Origin of the sequence: Inhella crocodyli, from assembly GCF_004004565.1 — a bacterium.
GTDB lineage: Bacteria > Pseudomonadota > Gammaproteobacteria > Burkholderiales > Burkholderiaceae_C > Inhella > Inhella crocodyli.
Genome location: NZ_SACM01000001.1, coordinates 1471697 through 1486620 on the forward strand (window position 1 = coordinate 1471697; position 14924 = coordinate 1486620).

At 69.6% G+C, this 14924-nt stretch carries 16 protein-coding genes; 6 read left to right on the forward strand and 10 right to left on the reverse strand.

Annotation, left to right across the window (positions count from 1 at the left end; all coding sequences use genetic code 11):
• Genes EOD73_RS06885 through EOD73_RS06895 form a run of 3 tightly spaced genes read right to left on the reverse strand, consistent with a single transcriptional unit; the run spans position 1 to position 1975 of the window.
• Positions 1 to 693 (reverse strand): ABC-2 transporter permease, encoded by a 693-nt coding sequence (locus EOD73_RS06885; RefSeq protein ID WP_127682114.1) that lies wholly within the window; start codon positions 691 to 693, stop codon positions 1 to 3.
• The gene (locus tag EOD73_RS06890) at positions 690 to 1580 is read right to left on the reverse strand and encodes an ABC transporter ATP-binding protein (protein ID WP_127682116.1); all 891 of its coding nucleotides are present in this window, start codon (positions 1578 to 1580) and stop codon (positions 690 to 692) included. The genes EOD73_RS06885 and EOD73_RS06890 overlap by 4 nt, the downstream gene beginning before the upstream one ends.
• The gene (locus EOD73_RS06895; RefSeq protein ID WP_240660619.1) at positions 1577 to 1975 is read right to left on the reverse strand and encodes a GntR family transcriptional regulator; all 399 of its coding nucleotides are present in this window, start codon (positions 1973 to 1975) and stop codon (positions 1577 to 1579) included. Before EOD73_RS06895 ends, EOD73_RS06890 begins: the two co-directional genes overlap by 4 nt.
• Before the next feature lie 133 nt (positions 1976 to 2108).
• Here EOD73_RS06895 and EOD73_RS06900 point away from each other — a divergent pair, with 133 nt between their 5' ends.
• Positions 2109 to 3605, forward strand: coding sequence for a sulfatase-like hydrolase/transferase (locus EOD73_RS06900; RefSeq protein ID WP_164845968.1), 1497 nt, complete (start codon positions 2109 to 2111; stop codon positions 3603 to 3605).
• A 21-nt stretch (positions 3606 to 3626) separates the two neighbouring features.
• Here the strand turns inward: EOD73_RS06900 and EOD73_RS06905 are convergent, their stop codons facing one another.
• Positions 3627 to 4097: an Lrp/AsnC family transcriptional regulator gene (locus tag EOD73_RS06905; RefSeq protein ID WP_127682120.1), complete on the reverse strand. Its 471-nt coding sequence runs from the start codon at positions 4095 to 4097 to the stop codon at positions 3627 to 3629.
• 111 nt (positions 4098 to 4208) lie between these two features.
• Here EOD73_RS06905 and hppD point away from each other — a divergent pair, with 111 nt between their 5' ends.
• The 3 genes from hppD to EOD73_RS06920 are packed head-to-tail and all read left to right on the forward strand — an operon-like array spanning position 4209 to position 6820.
• The gene (gene hppD, locus EOD73_RS06910; protein ID WP_240660620.1) at positions 4209 to 5345 is read left to right on the forward strand and encodes a 4-hydroxyphenylpyruvate dioxygenase; all 1137 of its coding nucleotides are present in this window, start codon (positions 4209 to 4211) and stop codon (positions 5343 to 5345) included.
• A 21-nt stretch (positions 5346 to 5366) separates the two neighbouring features.
• On the forward strand, positions 5367 to 6083 hold the full coding sequence (locus tag EOD73_RS06915; RefSeq protein ID WP_127682122.1) for a DUF8198 family protein: 717 nt from the start codon (positions 5367 to 5369) through the stop codon (positions 6081 to 6083).
• A 47-nt stretch (positions 6084 to 6130) separates the two neighbouring features.
• Positions 6131 to 6820, forward strand: a complete 690-nt coding sequence (locus EOD73_RS06920; RefSeq protein ID WP_127682124.1) for a response regulator transcription factor — start codon at positions 6131 to 6133, stop codon at positions 6818 to 6820.
• Between the two features lie 15 nt (positions 6821 to 6835).
• Here the strand turns inward: EOD73_RS06920 and EOD73_RS06925 are convergent, their stop codons facing one another.
• A complete protein-coding gene (locus EOD73_RS06925) occupies positions 6836 to 7984 on the reverse strand; it encodes a PAS domain-containing sensor histidine kinase (protein ID WP_164845969.1) in 1149 nt (382 codons plus the stop codon).
• 97 nt (positions 7985 to 8081) lie between these two features.
• On the opposite strand from EOD73_RS06925, the gene EOD73_RS06930 reads away from it, so the two are divergent.
• Complete coding sequence (locus tag EOD73_RS06930) at positions 8082 to 9428, forward strand: DUF3422 domain-containing protein (RefSeq protein ID WP_127682128.1); 1347 nt, start codon at positions 8082 to 8084, stop codon at positions 9426 to 9428.
• A gap of 6 nt (positions 9429 to 9434) precedes the next feature.
• Here the strand turns inward: EOD73_RS06930 and EOD73_RS06935 are convergent, their stop codons facing one another.
• The 5 genes from EOD73_RS06935 to EOD73_RS06955 form a co-directional block, all read right to left on the reverse strand.
• On the reverse strand, positions 9435 to 9791 hold the full coding sequence (locus EOD73_RS06935) for a carboxymuconolactone decarboxylase family protein (protein ID WP_127682130.1): 357 nt from the start codon (positions 9789 to 9791) through the stop codon (positions 9435 to 9437).
• A 64-nt stretch (positions 9792 to 9855) separates the two neighbouring features.
• Entirely contained in the window at positions 9856 to 10005 is a 150-nt protein-coding gene (locus EOD73_RS06940) for a DUF3149 domain-containing protein (RefSeq protein WP_127682132.1), read from the reverse strand.
• Positions 10006 to 10092: 87 nt separating this feature from the next.
• Positions 10093 to 10608 (reverse strand): hemerythrin domain-containing protein, encoded by a 516-nt coding sequence (locus EOD73_RS06945; RefSeq protein WP_127682134.1) that lies wholly within the window; start codon positions 10606 to 10608, stop codon positions 10093 to 10095.
• Positions 10609 to 10618: 10 nt separating this feature from the next.
• Complete coding sequence (locus tag EOD73_RS06950; RefSeq protein WP_127682135.1) at positions 10619 to 11008, reverse strand: SirB2 family protein; 390 nt, start codon at positions 11006 to 11008, stop codon at positions 10619 to 10621.
• A 36-nt stretch (positions 11009 to 11044) separates the two neighbouring features.
• Positions 11045 to 12976 (reverse strand): TonB-dependent receptor plug domain-containing protein, encoded by a 1932-nt coding sequence (locus tag EOD73_RS06955; protein ID WP_164845970.1) that lies wholly within the window; start codon positions 12974 to 12976, stop codon positions 11045 to 11047.
• 227 nt (positions 12977 to 13203) lie between these two features.
• Between EOD73_RS06955 and EOD73_RS06960 the strand changes: the two genes are divergently transcribed.
• The gene (locus tag EOD73_RS06960; RefSeq protein ID WP_375137435.1) at positions 13204 to 14907 is read left to right on the forward strand and encodes a cytochrome D1 domain-containing protein; all 1704 of its coding nucleotides are present in this window, start codon (positions 13204 to 13206) and stop codon (positions 14905 to 14907) included.
• The last annotated feature ends 17 nt before the right edge of the window (positions 14908 to 14924 follow it).

Below are 14924 nucleotides of genomic sequence, written 5' to 3' on the forward strand. Positions count from 1 at the left end.
TCAGTAGAAGGCGGGTTTGCGCAGGTGCTGCCAACCCGTGTGCACCAGCAGCGCCAGGCCCAGGCCCAGCTGACCGGCCAAGATGGCCACGGCCTGCCAGCTCCACACCACCTCGGGCCCCGACCAGTGCGACGCGATGGCCGGGATTTGCCCCAAGGCCATGAGCAAGGGGTTGATCAGGACCGAGCTGCCAACCATGGCGAAGATGTTCCAGCCCTCGGACTCGACCCGCATCGCCACGGCCAGCGACACGCAAAAGGCCAGCAGCAGGTGACCGGCCAAGAGCAAGACCAGGGTCAGCAAGCCGTCGGGCAGCGGCGTCCACAACACGACGGCCACGGCACCGGCGGTCAGCACCGTGAAGGGCACGCCGAAGGTGATCAGGTTGCCCACCAGCTTGGCCAGGTAGAAGTCGAAGGGCGTCACCGGCAGGCTCATGACCAGAGCGAGCGTCTTCTCCTTGCGCTCGTTGATCAAGGCCGTGCTCACCGCGAAGCAGGACGCCGCGACCATCACGATGATCAGCATCAGCGAGCCCAAGTAGAAGCTCCAACCCTTGGCGAGCCCCATCAACGCCAAGGCCAAGAGGCCGGCGCCCACGTAAGCGGCCAGCTGCTTCTCGAACAGCTGCCAATCCTTGAGCACCAGGGTGCGGATCACAGGCCCTCGCAGGCAGTGGAAGACGGTGTTCATGCGGCAACTCCAGCGTGCTGGCGAACGGTCGTGACAAAAATCTCTTCGAGCGACAAGGGCTCGACCTGGCGGATGTGCAGGCCCTCGGCCAGCAGTCGCTGCTGCAGCGCCTCGCTGTGCTGGCGCACGCGCAGCTCGACCAGGGAGCCGTTGCGGCGCACTTGGGCCACCTCGGGCCAGGCGCTCACGGCCTCGGCCAAAGCGCCCTGCCCCACGATGCGCCGCCAGCGCTGCAGGTAGTCCTCTTTGTCTTCTTCGGTCAGCAAGCGCCCTTGGTGCAGGAAGCCGATGCGGTCGGCCAAGCGCTCCACTTCGTTCGTCTGGTGCGACGAGAACAGCACGCTGCGCCGCTCGTCCAGCAGCACGTCCGACAGGGCGTCCAGCACTTCGGCCCGCGCCACCGGGTCCAGGCCCGTGGTGGGCTCGTCCAGCAGCAGCAGGCGCGGCCGGCGCGCCAGCACCAAGAGCAGCAGCGCCTTCACGCGCTGGCCGTGCGAGAAACCGCCCACGCGCTGGTCGGCCGGCAGGTCGAAGCGCAGCCGCAGGTGCTCGGCGTAGCTGGCGTCCCACTGCGGCACCAGGCGCTGCACGAAGTCCATGTGCCAAGCCAGGGTCTGGGAGCCGTAAAGGCGCATGTCGTCCGACGCCAAGCCGGTGTGCTGCTTGGCCTGCACCTGCTGCTCGGGCAAGCGAAAGCCCAGCACCTCGACGCGGCCACGGTCCGCCAGGGTCAAGCCGGCCAGCAAGCGCAGCAAGGTGCTCTTGCCGGCGCCGTTCACCCCCACCAAGCCCATGATCTGGCCCTCTTCCAGGCGCAGGTCCAAGGGGTGCAAGGTGAAGGCCTCGTAGCGCTTGCTGGCGCCGTGCAGGGCGAAGGCGGGGGTCATGCGGTGTCTCCGTCGGTGGCGCGCGCGGCGCGCCGGGTTTGGACGAGTTGCTGCCACTCGGCCTCGCTCAGGTCCAAGCGCTCGGCACGGGCCAGCGCCTGGTCCAGGTGCTGCATAAGTTCAGCGCGCAGGTGGGCGCGCGAGGCCTCGGTCGACTCGGCCACGAACGAGCCTTTGCCATGGCGGGTGACGATCACCCCGGCGTGCTCCAACTCCAGGTAGGCGCGCTTCACGGTGATCACGCTCACGCCGTTGGCCGCGGCCAACTCGCGGATCGAAGGCAAGGCCTCGCCCGGCGCCCAGTCGCCCGCCACCACCTTGGCGCTCACCTGCTCGACGATCTGCCGGTACATCGGCTGGGCGTCGGCGGGAGAGAGAAACAACTCGGCGTTCACGGGCGGGTCTTACTGTGCATATGTGACATACACAGTATATACAGCGATGTGTGACCGGCACAAGGCCCGGGTTCACACAGCTTTACCTTCCCTGCAAGACCGTGACACGGACGCCTCCGACCATGCGACGTCCATGCAGAAGCCCACCCCTGTCCCGCCATCGATCGCCCCCGTTCGCGCCACCTGGCGCAGCCCCCGCTTCTGGGCCACCGCCGCACTGCTGGCCGGACCGGTGCTGACCGTGGTGGGCAGCTGGTACCTGCGCGTCTACTTCGGCCCGGTGTCGGTCGACCAACTGCTGTTCCATGCGAACGAGGGCGGCCTGGGCTGGGCCGACGCCAAGGCCCTGTGGCGTGCCGTGCGCAGCGTGCTGCTCTGGGCCTTGCTGACCCTGGCGCTGACCGCGCTGCACCTTCGCTTGCGAGCGCGCTCTCGCGGCCTGCTGTGGGTCGCGCTGTTGGGGGCCAGCGGGCTGTCGGTGGCCACCACGCTCAAGCCCGGCTGCGCCGACCCGGATTCCGGCGACGCCATCGCCCAGTGGTACGTCGACCCGCGCGCGCAACGCGTCACCCAGGTCGGCCCGCCGCCCGACCTGCTGCTCGTGTACGTCGAATCCCTGGATGCGGCCTATGCCGGGAAACGGGCCTTCGGGGCGCCGCTGGCGCCGCAGCTGGCGGCCTGGCGCGCCGCGCACACGCGCTTCGGCCGCTTGCAGATGCTGGACGGGGCCTCCTGGACCATGGCCGGCCTGTTCAGCAGCCTGTGCGGCCTGCCCCTGCAGAGCGTGGGCCTGCTGACCGCCAAGTCGACCGACCGCGCGCCGCGCTTCTTCGCCGACGGCCAGTGCCTCACCGACTGGATGGCCGCCCAAGGCTGGGAGCTCTCGTTCTACGGCGGCGCCTCGCTGGACTTCGCCGGCAAGGGCCGCTTCTTCGCCGACCACGGCGTGGCCCGCCGCTTCGGGCGCGACGAGTGGCAGGCCCTGGGCGTGCCCGTTCCCGAGGAGGGTTGGGGCCTGGCCGACACGGCGCTGGTGCAGCAGGTCATCCGCCAATGGGATCGCCCGCGGCTGGGCCCGCACGCGCGCGCCAGCATCGTGCTCACGGTGGACACGCACGACCCCCACGGCAACCCCGACCCCGACTGCCCGATGCCCGTCGCCAGCGACGACGACGAAGCCCGCATGCGACACGCGCTGCATTGCACCGACGCCGCCGTGCAGCGCTTGGTGCAGGCCTTCGTCGCGCGGCGTGACGGCCGCGCCAAGCTCGTTTGGGTCATGGGCGACCACCTCAGCAAGGCCCACCCCTTGATGCCGGCCCTGGAGGCCGCGGCGGCGGTGCGTCCCCGCGGCGTTTTCCACGCCGTGGCCCGCTGGGACGCCCAGGGCGAGCCCCTGCCAGTGCCCCTGCCAGGGGGCACCGAACGCCAGTTCACCCACCTGGACGTGGCACCCACGCTGGCCCAACTGCTGGGCCTGCGCTGGCAGCCGCAGGGCGACCGCCTGGGCTTGGGCCGTTCGCTGCTGGCCGAACCCGGCCGGGGCACGCTGCTCGAGCAGCACGGGCTGACGCGCCTCAACCAACGGCTCGGTTGCCCCTCGCCCCTGTTCGCTTCGCTGTGGACCTGAAGCGCTGGCCGGAGCGCCGCGTCAGCCGCGGCCTTTGACCCGCTCCAGCACGAAGCTCGTCTTGCAGTCCTGCACGCTGGCATGGCGCAGCAGGGTGTCGCGGATGAAGCGCGAGAAGTGCTCCATGTCGCGCACCTGCACGTGCAGCAGGTAGTCCATCTCGCCGGCCAGCGCCACGCAGTCCACCACCTCGCTCCAGCCCTGCACCGCCGCCCGGAACGAGTCCATCGGGCTCTGCCGCTGGCTGGGGGTGTGCTTCTCCAAGCGCACGTTGATGTATGCGAGCAGGCCCAAGCCCATGCGCTCGGGCGCCACCTGCGCGGCGTAGCCGGTGATCACGCCCTCGGCCTCCAGCCGCCGCACCCGGCGCAGCACCGCCGAGCTGGACAGGCCCACGCGCTCGGCGAGTTGTTCGAAGGTCAGGCGCGCGTCCTGCCGCAGCGCAGCAATGATGCGCTGATCGATGGCGTCTAGCCCGTCTGCGTTGCTCATTTGCTCGATTTTGCAGGATTCCTGCGCCAACGACGCGTACAAAGGGACAGCTTGCAGGCTTCCTGCGGGCCTTCGTTCCTACAGTGCCGCACCCCTCTTTGGAGCTCACGCATGGCCGCCTTCACCCCCTGGGACAACCCGATGCAAACCGACGGCTTCGAGTTCGTCGAATTCGCCGCCCCCGATCCCGTGGGCCTGGGCAAGCTGTTCGAAACCATGGGCTTCAAGGCCGTGGCCAAGCACCGCCACAAGAACGTGCTGCTGTACCGCCAGGGCGACGTGAACTTCATCGTCAACGCCGAAGAGCAGTCGTTCGCGCAGCGCTTCGCCCGCCTGCACGGCCCCTGCGTGTGCGCCATCGCCTTCCGCGTCAAAGACGCCGCCTTCGCCTACCAGCGCGCGCTGGAACTGGGCGCCTGGGGCTTCGACAACAAGACCGGCCCGATGGAGCTGAACATCCCGGCCATCAAGGGCATCGGCGACTCGCTCATCTACTTCGTCGACCGCTGGCACGGCAAGGACGGCGGCCAGCCCGGCCAGATCGGCAACATCAGCATCTACGACGTCGACTTCGTGCCGCTGACCGACGCCAACGGCCAGGCCGTGCCCAGCGAGGTGCCCGGCTTTGGCCTGGAGACCATCGACCACCTGACGCACAACGTCTACCGCGGTCGCATGAAGGAATGGGCCGACTTCTACGAGCGCCTGTTCAACTTCCGCGAGGTGCGCTACTTCGACATCGAGGGCAAGTTGACCGGCCTGAAGAGCAAGGCCATGACCAGCCCCTGCGGCAAGATCCGCATCCCCATCAACGAGAGCAGCGACGACAAGAGCCAGATCGCCGAGTACCTGCACCTGTACAACGGCGAAGGCATCCAGCACATCGCGCTCAGCAGCCCGCACATCTACCAAACCGTGCAGGGCATGAAGCAGTCGGGCGTCGAGTTCCAGGACACCATCGAGACCTACTTCGACCTGATCGACAAGCGCCTGCCGAACCACGGCGAAAACGTCGACGAGCTGCGCCGCCTGCGCATCCTGATCGACGGCGCCGCGCACCTGGGCGCCGAGAAAGAGCTGCTGCTGCAGATCTTCACCAAAGAAGTGATCGGCCCGATCTTCTTCGAGATCATCCAGCGCAAGGGCAACGAAGGCTTCGGCGAAGGCAACTTCCAGGCCCTGTTCGAGAGCATCGAGCTCGACCAGATTCGACGCGGCGTTCTAAAGGACGAGAAGGCCCCGGCCTGAGCCCGGTTTGACAATCCGGGGATGACGACCGACCCCATCGGCACCGACATCCTCGATTGCCTCGCCCGCGTCGGCCAAGAACGCGCCGCGCGGGCGGCCGACCCCGGCTTGCAAGCCCGCTGCACGGCGCTCAAGGCCTTGCAACAGGCGCGCTTCCAGCGCAGCTACGCCGACCTGCTGGCCGCGCCGCGCTACGCCGGTGCGGCCCGCTTCTTTCTCGACGAGCTCTACGGCCCGCGCGACTTCAGCCGGCGCGACGCCCAGTTCCAGCGCATCGTGCGCCCCTTGGTCCGCCTGTTCCCGCGCGAGGTGGTGCACACCGTGCACGAGCTGGCCCGGCTGCACGCCCTGAGCGAGCGCCTGGACACCGCCATGGCGCAGTTGCTGCCCGCCGGTGACGAGGCGCCGACGCCCGCGCAATACGTCCAGGCCTGGCAGGCCGTGGGCCAGCCCGAGGCGCGGCAGCAGCAGATCGACCTGACCCTGAGCGTCGGCCGCGCGCTCGACGTCTACACCCGCAAGCCCTTTTTGCGGCACGCGCTGCGCATGATGCGCGGCCCCGCCTCGGCGGCCGGGCTGAGCGAGCTGCAGGCCTTCTTGGAGTGCGGCTTCGACACCTTCCGCGCCATGAACGGGGCCGACCACTTCTTGGGCACGGTGCGCGAGCGCGAAATGGCCTGGGCCGCCACCTTGTTCGCCGGCGACCCCGAGGGCCGCTGGGTCGCCCTGTTCGGCTAGGGCAAGACCGGGCCCCCAGGCCGCCGCCGCACCGCAAAATCACCCCCATGCTGCCCGCCACCATCGCCCTCGTCGACGACGACCCCGAGTTCAGCCAGTACCTCGCCCAGCACCTCAGCTCCGAGGGGGTGTCGGTGCAGGTGTTTGCCGACAGCAACCTGCTGCTCGTGTCGCCCAACGCCTACCAATTCGACTTCTACGTGCTCGACCTGTCCCTGCCCGGGGTCGACGGCGTGGAGTTGATCCGCATCCTGCGCCTGCGCACCAAGGCCGGCATCCTGGTCGTGTCGGGGCGCCTGTCGCCCGACGTCTTCCAGTCCGTCGTGCGCGCCGGCGCCGACATGTACCTGGCCAAGCCGGTGCAGTTCGAGCAGGTCTCGCTCGCCATCGAGGCCGTGCACCGCCGCTCCAGCTCGCCCGCCGGGCCCGACGCGATGTGGGTGCTGGACCGCAAGAGCGCCGACCTCGTCGCGCCCGACGGCTCCCGGGTCGGTCTGAGCGAGGCCGACCTCGCGCTGCTCAGCTGCTTCGTCAAGGCGCAAGGCGCCGTGGTGCCGCGCGAAACCCTGCTGCAGGGCCTGGGCCGCAACCCCGACGACGGCGACAACGACCCGCTCAACGCCACCATCTTCCGGCTGCGCCGCCGCATCGAGCGCGCCACCCCGCTGGCCGTGCCCCTGCACAGCAAGAGCCGCGTGGGCTACGCCTTCCGCGCGCCGCTCAAAGAGCTGAGCTGAGCCCGCCGGCGGCGCTCAGGCCTCCCCGGCTTCGGGCCCGTCCTCGTTCAGTTCCAGCCGGAAGGCGCTGCCCTTCGGCCCGGTGGCCAGCAAAAAGGCCCGGCCGCCCTGCATCTCCAGCGCGCGACGCACGATGTACAGGCCCAGGCCGTGACTGCCCCGGCGTTCGTGCGCCCGGCCGCGGGCGCCGCGCTGGAACAGGCGCGGCAACACGGCCGCGTCGATGCCCGGTCCGCGGTCGATCACGTCGATGAACAGCCCGTTGGGCGCGTCGCTCAGGCGCACGTCCACGGCGGCCTGCGGCGGCGAAAACGCCAAGGCATTGGCCAGCAGGTTGCGCAGGGCCAGGCGGGTCAGCCCAGGGTCCAGCATCAGGGTGCGGGTGGCCGACTCGCGCACCACGCGGATGCGATCGCGCTCGGGCGCCGGCATGTCGGCGATGGCGATGTTCAGCAACAGGTCCACGTCGGACTCGGCCAGCACGGCCTGACCGTTGCCCGCCACCAAGGAGGCCACCGCCAGGGCGTTGTCCACCCCCGCCATCACCTGCCCCAACACGCGCTGCGCCCGCGTCAGGGGCTCGGTGGCTTGGGGGTCGCCGCGCGCGGCCAGGGTGTGCGCGGCGTTCTGCAGCGCGGCCGAGGCGTTGTTCAAGGGCTGGCGCACCTCGTGCGCCAGCACGTTCAGCATTTCGCTGCGCTCGCGCAGCACCGTGTTCAGGTCGTGGGCGTGGCGCTCCAGTTGCATGCGCAAGGCCTGCTCCTGGCGCAGCTCGTGCGTGCGCTGCAGCGGCTCGGTGACGTCCTCGGTGGCGCCGCTCCAGCCTTGCAACTTGCCGTCGCTGCCGCGCAGGGGCGTCGCGCGGCAGTGCACCGCCCGCACCTCGTCCTCCAAGCCCAACACCCGAAAGCGCACGTCCAAGCCATGCCCGTGGGTGACCATGGCCCGCCAGGCCTTGCGCACGGCCGGCGCGTCGTCAGGGTGAACGCAGCGCCACCACTGGTCGCCCAGGGCCTCGCCCACCGACAGCCCGTGCATCGCCTCCCAGCGCTGGTTCACCGCGCACACATGGCCCGCCACGTCCACGCGGAACAAGGCGGACGGGGCGCGTTGCCACCACAGCAGGTCGTTGGATTCGGCGGTCGAGTCAGGCACGGCAGGCATGGCCGCGCAGCCTACCCGAGCGCGCCGCGCGCGGCGATCCCAGGGTTCGCCCGATGGCAAGGCCCGCACCACCTGGCGCTGAAAGAATCCCTGGGCCATGAACGCCCCCGCCTTCCCGCCCCGCGCGGGCTTGGAACTCCACCAGGAGCTCCACGCCCGACCGGCCCTGCCCGCGCGCACGCCCTGTGCGGTCTCCCACTGGGTGCAGCACGGCATGGACCCCGCCTGCGCCGACGCCGCGTTGCAGGCCTTGTGCGCCAGCGTCGGGGCGGAGGCCCCGCGGACCGGCCAGCGCCACGCGCGCGTGCAAGGCCCGAATTGGCAGCTGAAGTTCGAACGCCACGGCGAGTTCGTCAGCTGGCAGGTCAACCGGCCCCTGGCGCCCACGCCTTGGCCCGAGGACGGGAACCGCGCGCGCGAGCAGCTGCTGCGCACCAGCGCGCTGGACGAACTGCCCGCCGCCTTCCGCCAGGCCCTGACGGCCGACGGGGCCGGCGCCATGCTGGCCGCCACGCACGTGCTGCTGATCGACGCGCGCGGCAACGACGAATTGCTGGGCCGCTGCCGCGCCGCCCTGCGCAGCGGCAGCGCCCCGGGCAGCGACGACCTCGCCCCTTTGATGGGCGCCTTCATCGGCGACGCCCGCAGCGCCGCGCTGTTCACGCCGCTGCAGCTGGGAGCCGACGGCTTCACCCGCTTCTTCGTGCTGGACTTCGACCTGCCGCCCGACCAGGCCGCCCGCGAGGCCCAGCGCCTGTGCGAGATCGAGGCCTACCGCATGCTGGCCATGCTGGGCTTCCCACTGGCCCAGGCCGAGTCGCAGCGCCTGGGCGCGCTGGAGCAACGCTTGCAAGCCACGGTGGATGCCATGGCCAACGACGACCAGCACGACGACGCCCAGGCCTTCGCCGCGCTGACCACCCTGGCCGCCGAGGTCGAGCACGCCGCGGCGCGCACGCGCTACCGCTTCTCGGCCACGCGGGCCTACCACGCGCTGGTGCAGCAGCGCTTGGCCGACCTGCGCGAGCAGCGCATGGCCGGCGTGCAAACGCTCAGCGGCTTCCTGTCGCGGCGCTTCGCCCCCGCCATGGCCTTTTGCGAAAGCACCGACCGCCGACTGACCGACGTGGGCGAACGCATCAACCGTGCGCTGAACCTGGCGCGCGTGCGCATCGAGTCGCAGCGCGAACAGGGCAACCAAGAGCTGCTGCGCGCGCTGGCCGAGCGCCAGCACCAACAGCTGCGCCTGCAGCAAACGGTCGAGGGCCTGTCGGTCGTGGCCATCAGCTACTACGCGCTGGGCTTGATTGGCTACGCCGCCAAAGCCCTGGGCAAATGGCCCACCCTGGCCGCCTGGTGGCCGTCGTCGGAAGCCCTGGTCGGGATGGCGGTCGTGCCGGTCGTGCTCGGCGTGGCCTGGGGCTTGCGCCGGCTCCGGCACTAAAGCCCTTCAGGCGGACGCGCGTTCCCCTCCGAACTGCTCGTAGGCTTCCATCGCGTGGGCCGCGTACATCAGCGCCGGCCCGCCGCCCATGTACACGCACATGCCCAGCATTTCCTCCAACTCGGCCCGGGTGCAGCCCAGTTTGACCAATGCCTGCGCATGGAAGCCCAAGCAGGGATCGCAACGCGCCGCGACCGACAGCGCCATCGCGATCAGCTCTTTCGTCTTGCCATCCAGCGCACCCGGCCGGGTGGCAGCTTGCGCCAGGCTGCTGAAGCCGCGCAGGGTGTCGGGCTGATCGGCGCGAAGGGCCGCCAAGCTGCGGGACACCTCGGCCGTGATCTCAGGGTAGGACTTCGCCATGCCTTTGTCTCTTCATTTGAATAAACCAATATTTAGGTCGTTGTCGGTGGCTGCGTGGGCACCATCAGCGCTGGCCGCCTGAGCGGACGGTGTCTTCGGCCACGTGGCGCAGGAAGTAGCGGACGTAAAACGCGCCCATCCCAAGCATGAAGACGATGACGCCCAGGCTCATCAGGCCCACGTCGGAACCGAGCAAATCCTTCCAAAGCTGCATGGTGGTTTCTCCTGTGGTGGAGTCACCATTCGACGGCCGACCGACCTTGCGCGCCTTGACGCAGCGCAAGGCCCCGTGCCGTGGCGATCAGGCCAGGCCCGTGCGACGTCGCCCAGCCATTTCGTCGCCCATGACGGCGATCTCGCCCTCGGCCAAGGTGCGCCGCACCGCGGGGTAGGCCACCTGCTCTTCCAAGGCGATGTGCGCGTCGTACAGGTCACCAAAGGCGGCCCACGAACCGGTGTCGGGCACGCGGGCGTCGTCGCGCAAGGCGAGCAGGCCCGGGCGCAAGGCGGCCCAGGCGGCATGCATGGCCTGGTGGTCGGCGGCCAAGCGATCGGCCACGTCCGCGCGACCCATCGCGCGCAGGCGAGGCAGCACGTGCCGCTCCTCGTCCTCGTGGTGGTGCGGGGCGGCGAGGTCGAAGTAGCGCAGCACGTCGCCGGCCGCGTCGCGCGCGGCCGCATCGGCGCCGGCCATCGGCAGGTGCGCAGCCAGGCGCCCCAGCAAGGCCAGGCTGCGCTGCACCCGCTCGTGGCAGGCGCTGAGCATCTCGAAAGGCTGGTCAAAGCCCACGGCAGGCGGGGTGTGCAGCAGGCTCATGACCCCTCCTTCAGACCCAGAGCTTCAACAGCCCCAAGGGGTGGTGGAAGCGCGCAACAGCCGCCATTTGCAACACGCACAGCAGCGCCAGCAGGAAGCACAGCGCCTTGCCACTGGCGCTGCGCGCACGCTTCAACGCGAACGCCCCCAGCACGATGTAGGCCAGCAGCAGGCCGAGCTTCACGTGCAACCAGCCCATGGGCGCCCACTTCAGCCAGGCCCAGAGGCCCAGGCCCGCGGCCAGCAGCAGGCTGTCGACGACCACGCTGGCCTGGCGCACGCCGGCCTTCATCGGCCAGCGCGCGCCGGCGAGCACGGCCAGGCCGCGCAGGGCAAAGCCCAGCACGCTCACCGCGGCCAGGCCCATGTGGGTGTGTTTGAGAACGGGGTAGAGGTCCATGCCGCCATCCTGCCTCAAGCGCCGAGCGGCCGGCGTTCACCAGCGGCCCTCCAGCGTCAGCCGCAAGGTGCGTGGCAAGTCTTCGTAGCTGAACAGGGGCGAGCGCTCGGCCAGACGCAGGTTCGTCGCGTTGTCCAGGCCCAAGCGCACGGCCATGTGGGCCGTGACGGGCACCTTGGCGTGCAGGTGCACGAAGGTGAGCGAGCGCACGGCCTGCGGCGGCTGCCCAACGACCGCACTGGCCAAGCGCAGGCCGCCTTGGTGCTCCAGCGCGACGCCCAGGCTGCCGGCCTCGCCGCGCACGTCGGCGCGCAGCCCCAAAGTGCGGGCGGCGCGCTTTTCCAACCACACGCCCTGGCCATCGCGGGCGCTCAACCAGGTGGCATTGGCCTGCAGCGACCAAGCGCCCTGGCGCCAACCCAGCTGCGTCTCCAAGCCCTGCAGTCGAGCCTGGTCGATGTTGCGGAACTCGTAGACGCCGCGCGCCGCCGTGCCGCTGATGAGCTTGGGCACGATGAGGTGCGCCACCCGGTTGCGGAACAGCATGGCCGAGGCGCCCCAGTGGGCGGCGTCCCAAGCCAGGCCCAGCTCGGCGCTGTCGTTGACCTCGGGGCGCAGGTCGGCCCGGCCCACGTAGGTGTTGGGCCCCTCGTCTTCGCGGTAGGCCGGGTCGATCTGCTTCAAGGTCGGTGCCTTGAAGCCGTGCCCCACCCCGCCCTTGAGTGTCCAGTCGGCGCCCAGCTTCCACACCGCGTAGGCGCGCGGGCTGAGCTCGCTGCCAAAGCGGGCGTGGTGGTCGGCACGCAGCCCACCCGTGATCGCCAAGGTGGTGTTGGCCTGCCATTCGTCTTGCAGGTACGCGGCCCGGTGCGTGGCCTGGGCCTGCCCGCCGGGCAGGCCCGCGTTGTCCAACTGCTCGTCGCGCCACTCAAAGCCCGTGGTGACCCGGTGCGACGCGCCGACTCGCCAGCCGGCTTGGCCCTCGACCACGCCATCGCGCAGGGTGTTGGGTCGCAGGGAGGCGACGCCGTTGGTCTTCTGGTTGTGAACGTCCAAGCCGCTGCGGTAGGCCCGCAACAAAGTCTCGAGTCCGCGCTCGCCCTCCCAGTTGGCGGTCCATCCCAGGCCCAGCTGGCGGCGGCTCAGGTCGTGCAGGCTCTGGTGGTAGCGGCGCAGGCCGCTGCGCTCGCGGGCGTCCAACCAGCGGTCCTCGTCGCTGTGGCGGGCGTCCAGCGTGAGCTCGTGCCCCAGGGCGGGCAGCCAGCTCAGGCGCAGGGCGGCCTCCTTCGCGTGGCGGCCCTCGACGGCGGTGATGCGGGGGTCGGCTTGGGTGGGCGTGGCCTCGCGCCGACCGTCCGACACCGACAGGCCCACGCGCCAGTCCTGCGCCAAGCCCCCCCGCAGGGCGACGGCCGCCCGGTGGCCACTGCCCCCGCCTTCGCCTTCACGGCCCTCCAGCAGGGCACGCCCTTCCCAGGCCTCGGGCAAGGGCTGGGTGATGACGTTGACCACCCCCCCCAGGGCCTCGGCGCCGTAGAGCACCGACATCGGGCCGCGCACCACCTCCACGCGCGCGATGTCCACGGCCCCGGTCCAGTCCAGTTGGAAGTCCGACGAGCCCACCAGGCCATCGCTGGCATTGATGCGCTGGCCGTCCACCAGGATCAAGGTGTGCCGCGGGTCCATGCCGCGCAGGCTCAAGGCCTTGCGTCCGCCGATGGGCCGGCCGAAGCTGCTGACGCTGGGTTCGGTGCGCAGCAAGGCCAGCAGGTTGTCGCTGCCGCGCTCGGCCACGGCCTCGGCGTTGAGCACGGTGATCGCGGCCGGGGCGTCGGCCAGAGCGATGGCGTGTCGCGTGGCGCTGACCACCACCTGGGGCAGGGCACTGGGTGGCAATGAAGTCGCGGTCTGCGCTTGGGCCGCGAAGGCGCCTGTCAAGGCAATGACCAAGGGCAAGGGGTGGCGCATGTCGTTTCCTGGTTGGCGGTGCATGGCCGCAGGTTGCGCCGGCCCTTCGCCCTCGGCCTTGACCTGGTTCAGGTTTTGCCCCGCCCCTTCAGGGCCCTTGACCTGCGTCAACACGCCCAGGCCAGTGTGGGATTGCTTGAAGCAGTTCAAGGATTTCCAGGCGCCTCGACCGGAGCATCTCGCCATCCTCAACGACCCCTGAAGGAGGCGCCATGAACGCGCTGAAGATGCTCCCGGCCCTGACGGCCATCGCCGCGACCCTCGTGCTGTCGGGCGCGGCCGTGGCGCAGGAGAAGAAGGACCAGGCCGACGTGAAGTACCACGCCGCCCCGTCCGCCCTGGCCAGTGTGCCGATGGTGGAAAGCCGCAACCCCAAGGCCCCGCCCATGACGCAGGCCGAGTTCGACCAAGCCCGCACCATCTACTTCCAGCGCTGCGCCGGCTGCCACGGCGTGCTGCGCAAAGGGGCCACGGGCAAGCCCCTGACGCCCGACATCACCATCGGCAAAGGCACCGACTACCTGAAGGTCTTCATCGCCTACGGCAGCCCGGCCGGCATGCCCAACTGGCAAACCAGCGGCGAGATGAGCGAGCAAGAGGTCGACGTCATGGCCCGCTACATCCAGCACGACGCGCCCACGCCGCCCGAATTCAGCATGGCCGACACCAAGGCCACGTGGAAGGTGATCGTGCCGCCCGAGAAGCGCCCGACCAAGAAGATGAACAACTTCAACATCAAGAACATCTTCAGCACGACCCTGCGGGACACGGGCGAGGTGGCCCTGATCGACGGCGACACCAAGAAGATCATCAACATCGTCAAGACCGGCTACGCGGTGCACATCTCGCGCACCTCGGCCAGCGGCCGCTACCTGTACGTGATCGGGCGCGACGCCAAGATCAACATGATCGACCTGTGGATGGAGAAGCCCGACAACGTCGCCGAGGTGCGCGTGGGCTTGGAGGCCCGCTCGGTCGAAACGAGCAAGTTCAAGGGCTTCGAGGACAAGCTGGCCATCGCCGGCAGTTACTGGCCGCCGCAGTACACGATCATGAAGGGCGACACCCTGGAGCCGCTGAAGATCGTCAGCACCCGCGGCAACACCGTGGACAAGCAGGAGTACCACCCCGAGCCCCGGGTGGCCTCCATCGTGGCCAGCCACTTCAAGCCCGAGTTCGTGGTCAACGTGAAGGAGACCGGCCAAACCCTGCTGGTCGACTACTCGAACATCGACGCGCTCAAGGTCACCACCATCGGCACGGCCCGCTTCCTGCACGACGGCGGCTTCGACTCGACCAAGCGCTACTTCATGGTGGCGGCCAACCAAAGCAACAAGATCGCCGCGGTTGACCTGAAGGAGGGCAAGCTCACCAAGCTGATCGACGTGGGCAAGATCCCGCACCCGGGACGTGGCGCCAACTTCCTGCACCCGACCTTCGGTCCCGTGTGGAGCACCGGCCACCTGGGCGACGAGACCATCTCGCTCATCGGCACCGACCCGGTCAAGCACCCGGGCAACGCCTTCAAGGTGGTGCAGACCTTGAAGGGCCAGGGCGGTGGCTCGCTCTTCCTGAAGAGCCACCCCAAGAGTCAACACCTTTACGTGGACACGCCCTTGAACCCGGAGCCGGGTCTGTCGCAGTCGGTCGCGGTTTACAACATCAAAGCGCTGGACAAGGGCTACAAGGTGCTGCCCATCGCCGAGTGGGCCGGCCTGAAGGACGACGGCGCCAAGCGCGTGGTGCAGCCCGAGTTCAACGTGGCCGGTGACGAGGTCTGGTTCTCGGTCTGGTCGGCCAAGAACAAGGAGTCGGCCATCGTCGTGGTGGACGACAAGACCTTGACCCTCAAGGCCGTGATCAAGGACCCGCGCCTGATCACCCCCACGGGCAAGTTCAACGTGCACAACACCCAGCACGACATCTACTGAGCCCGCTCGCCCCGCCC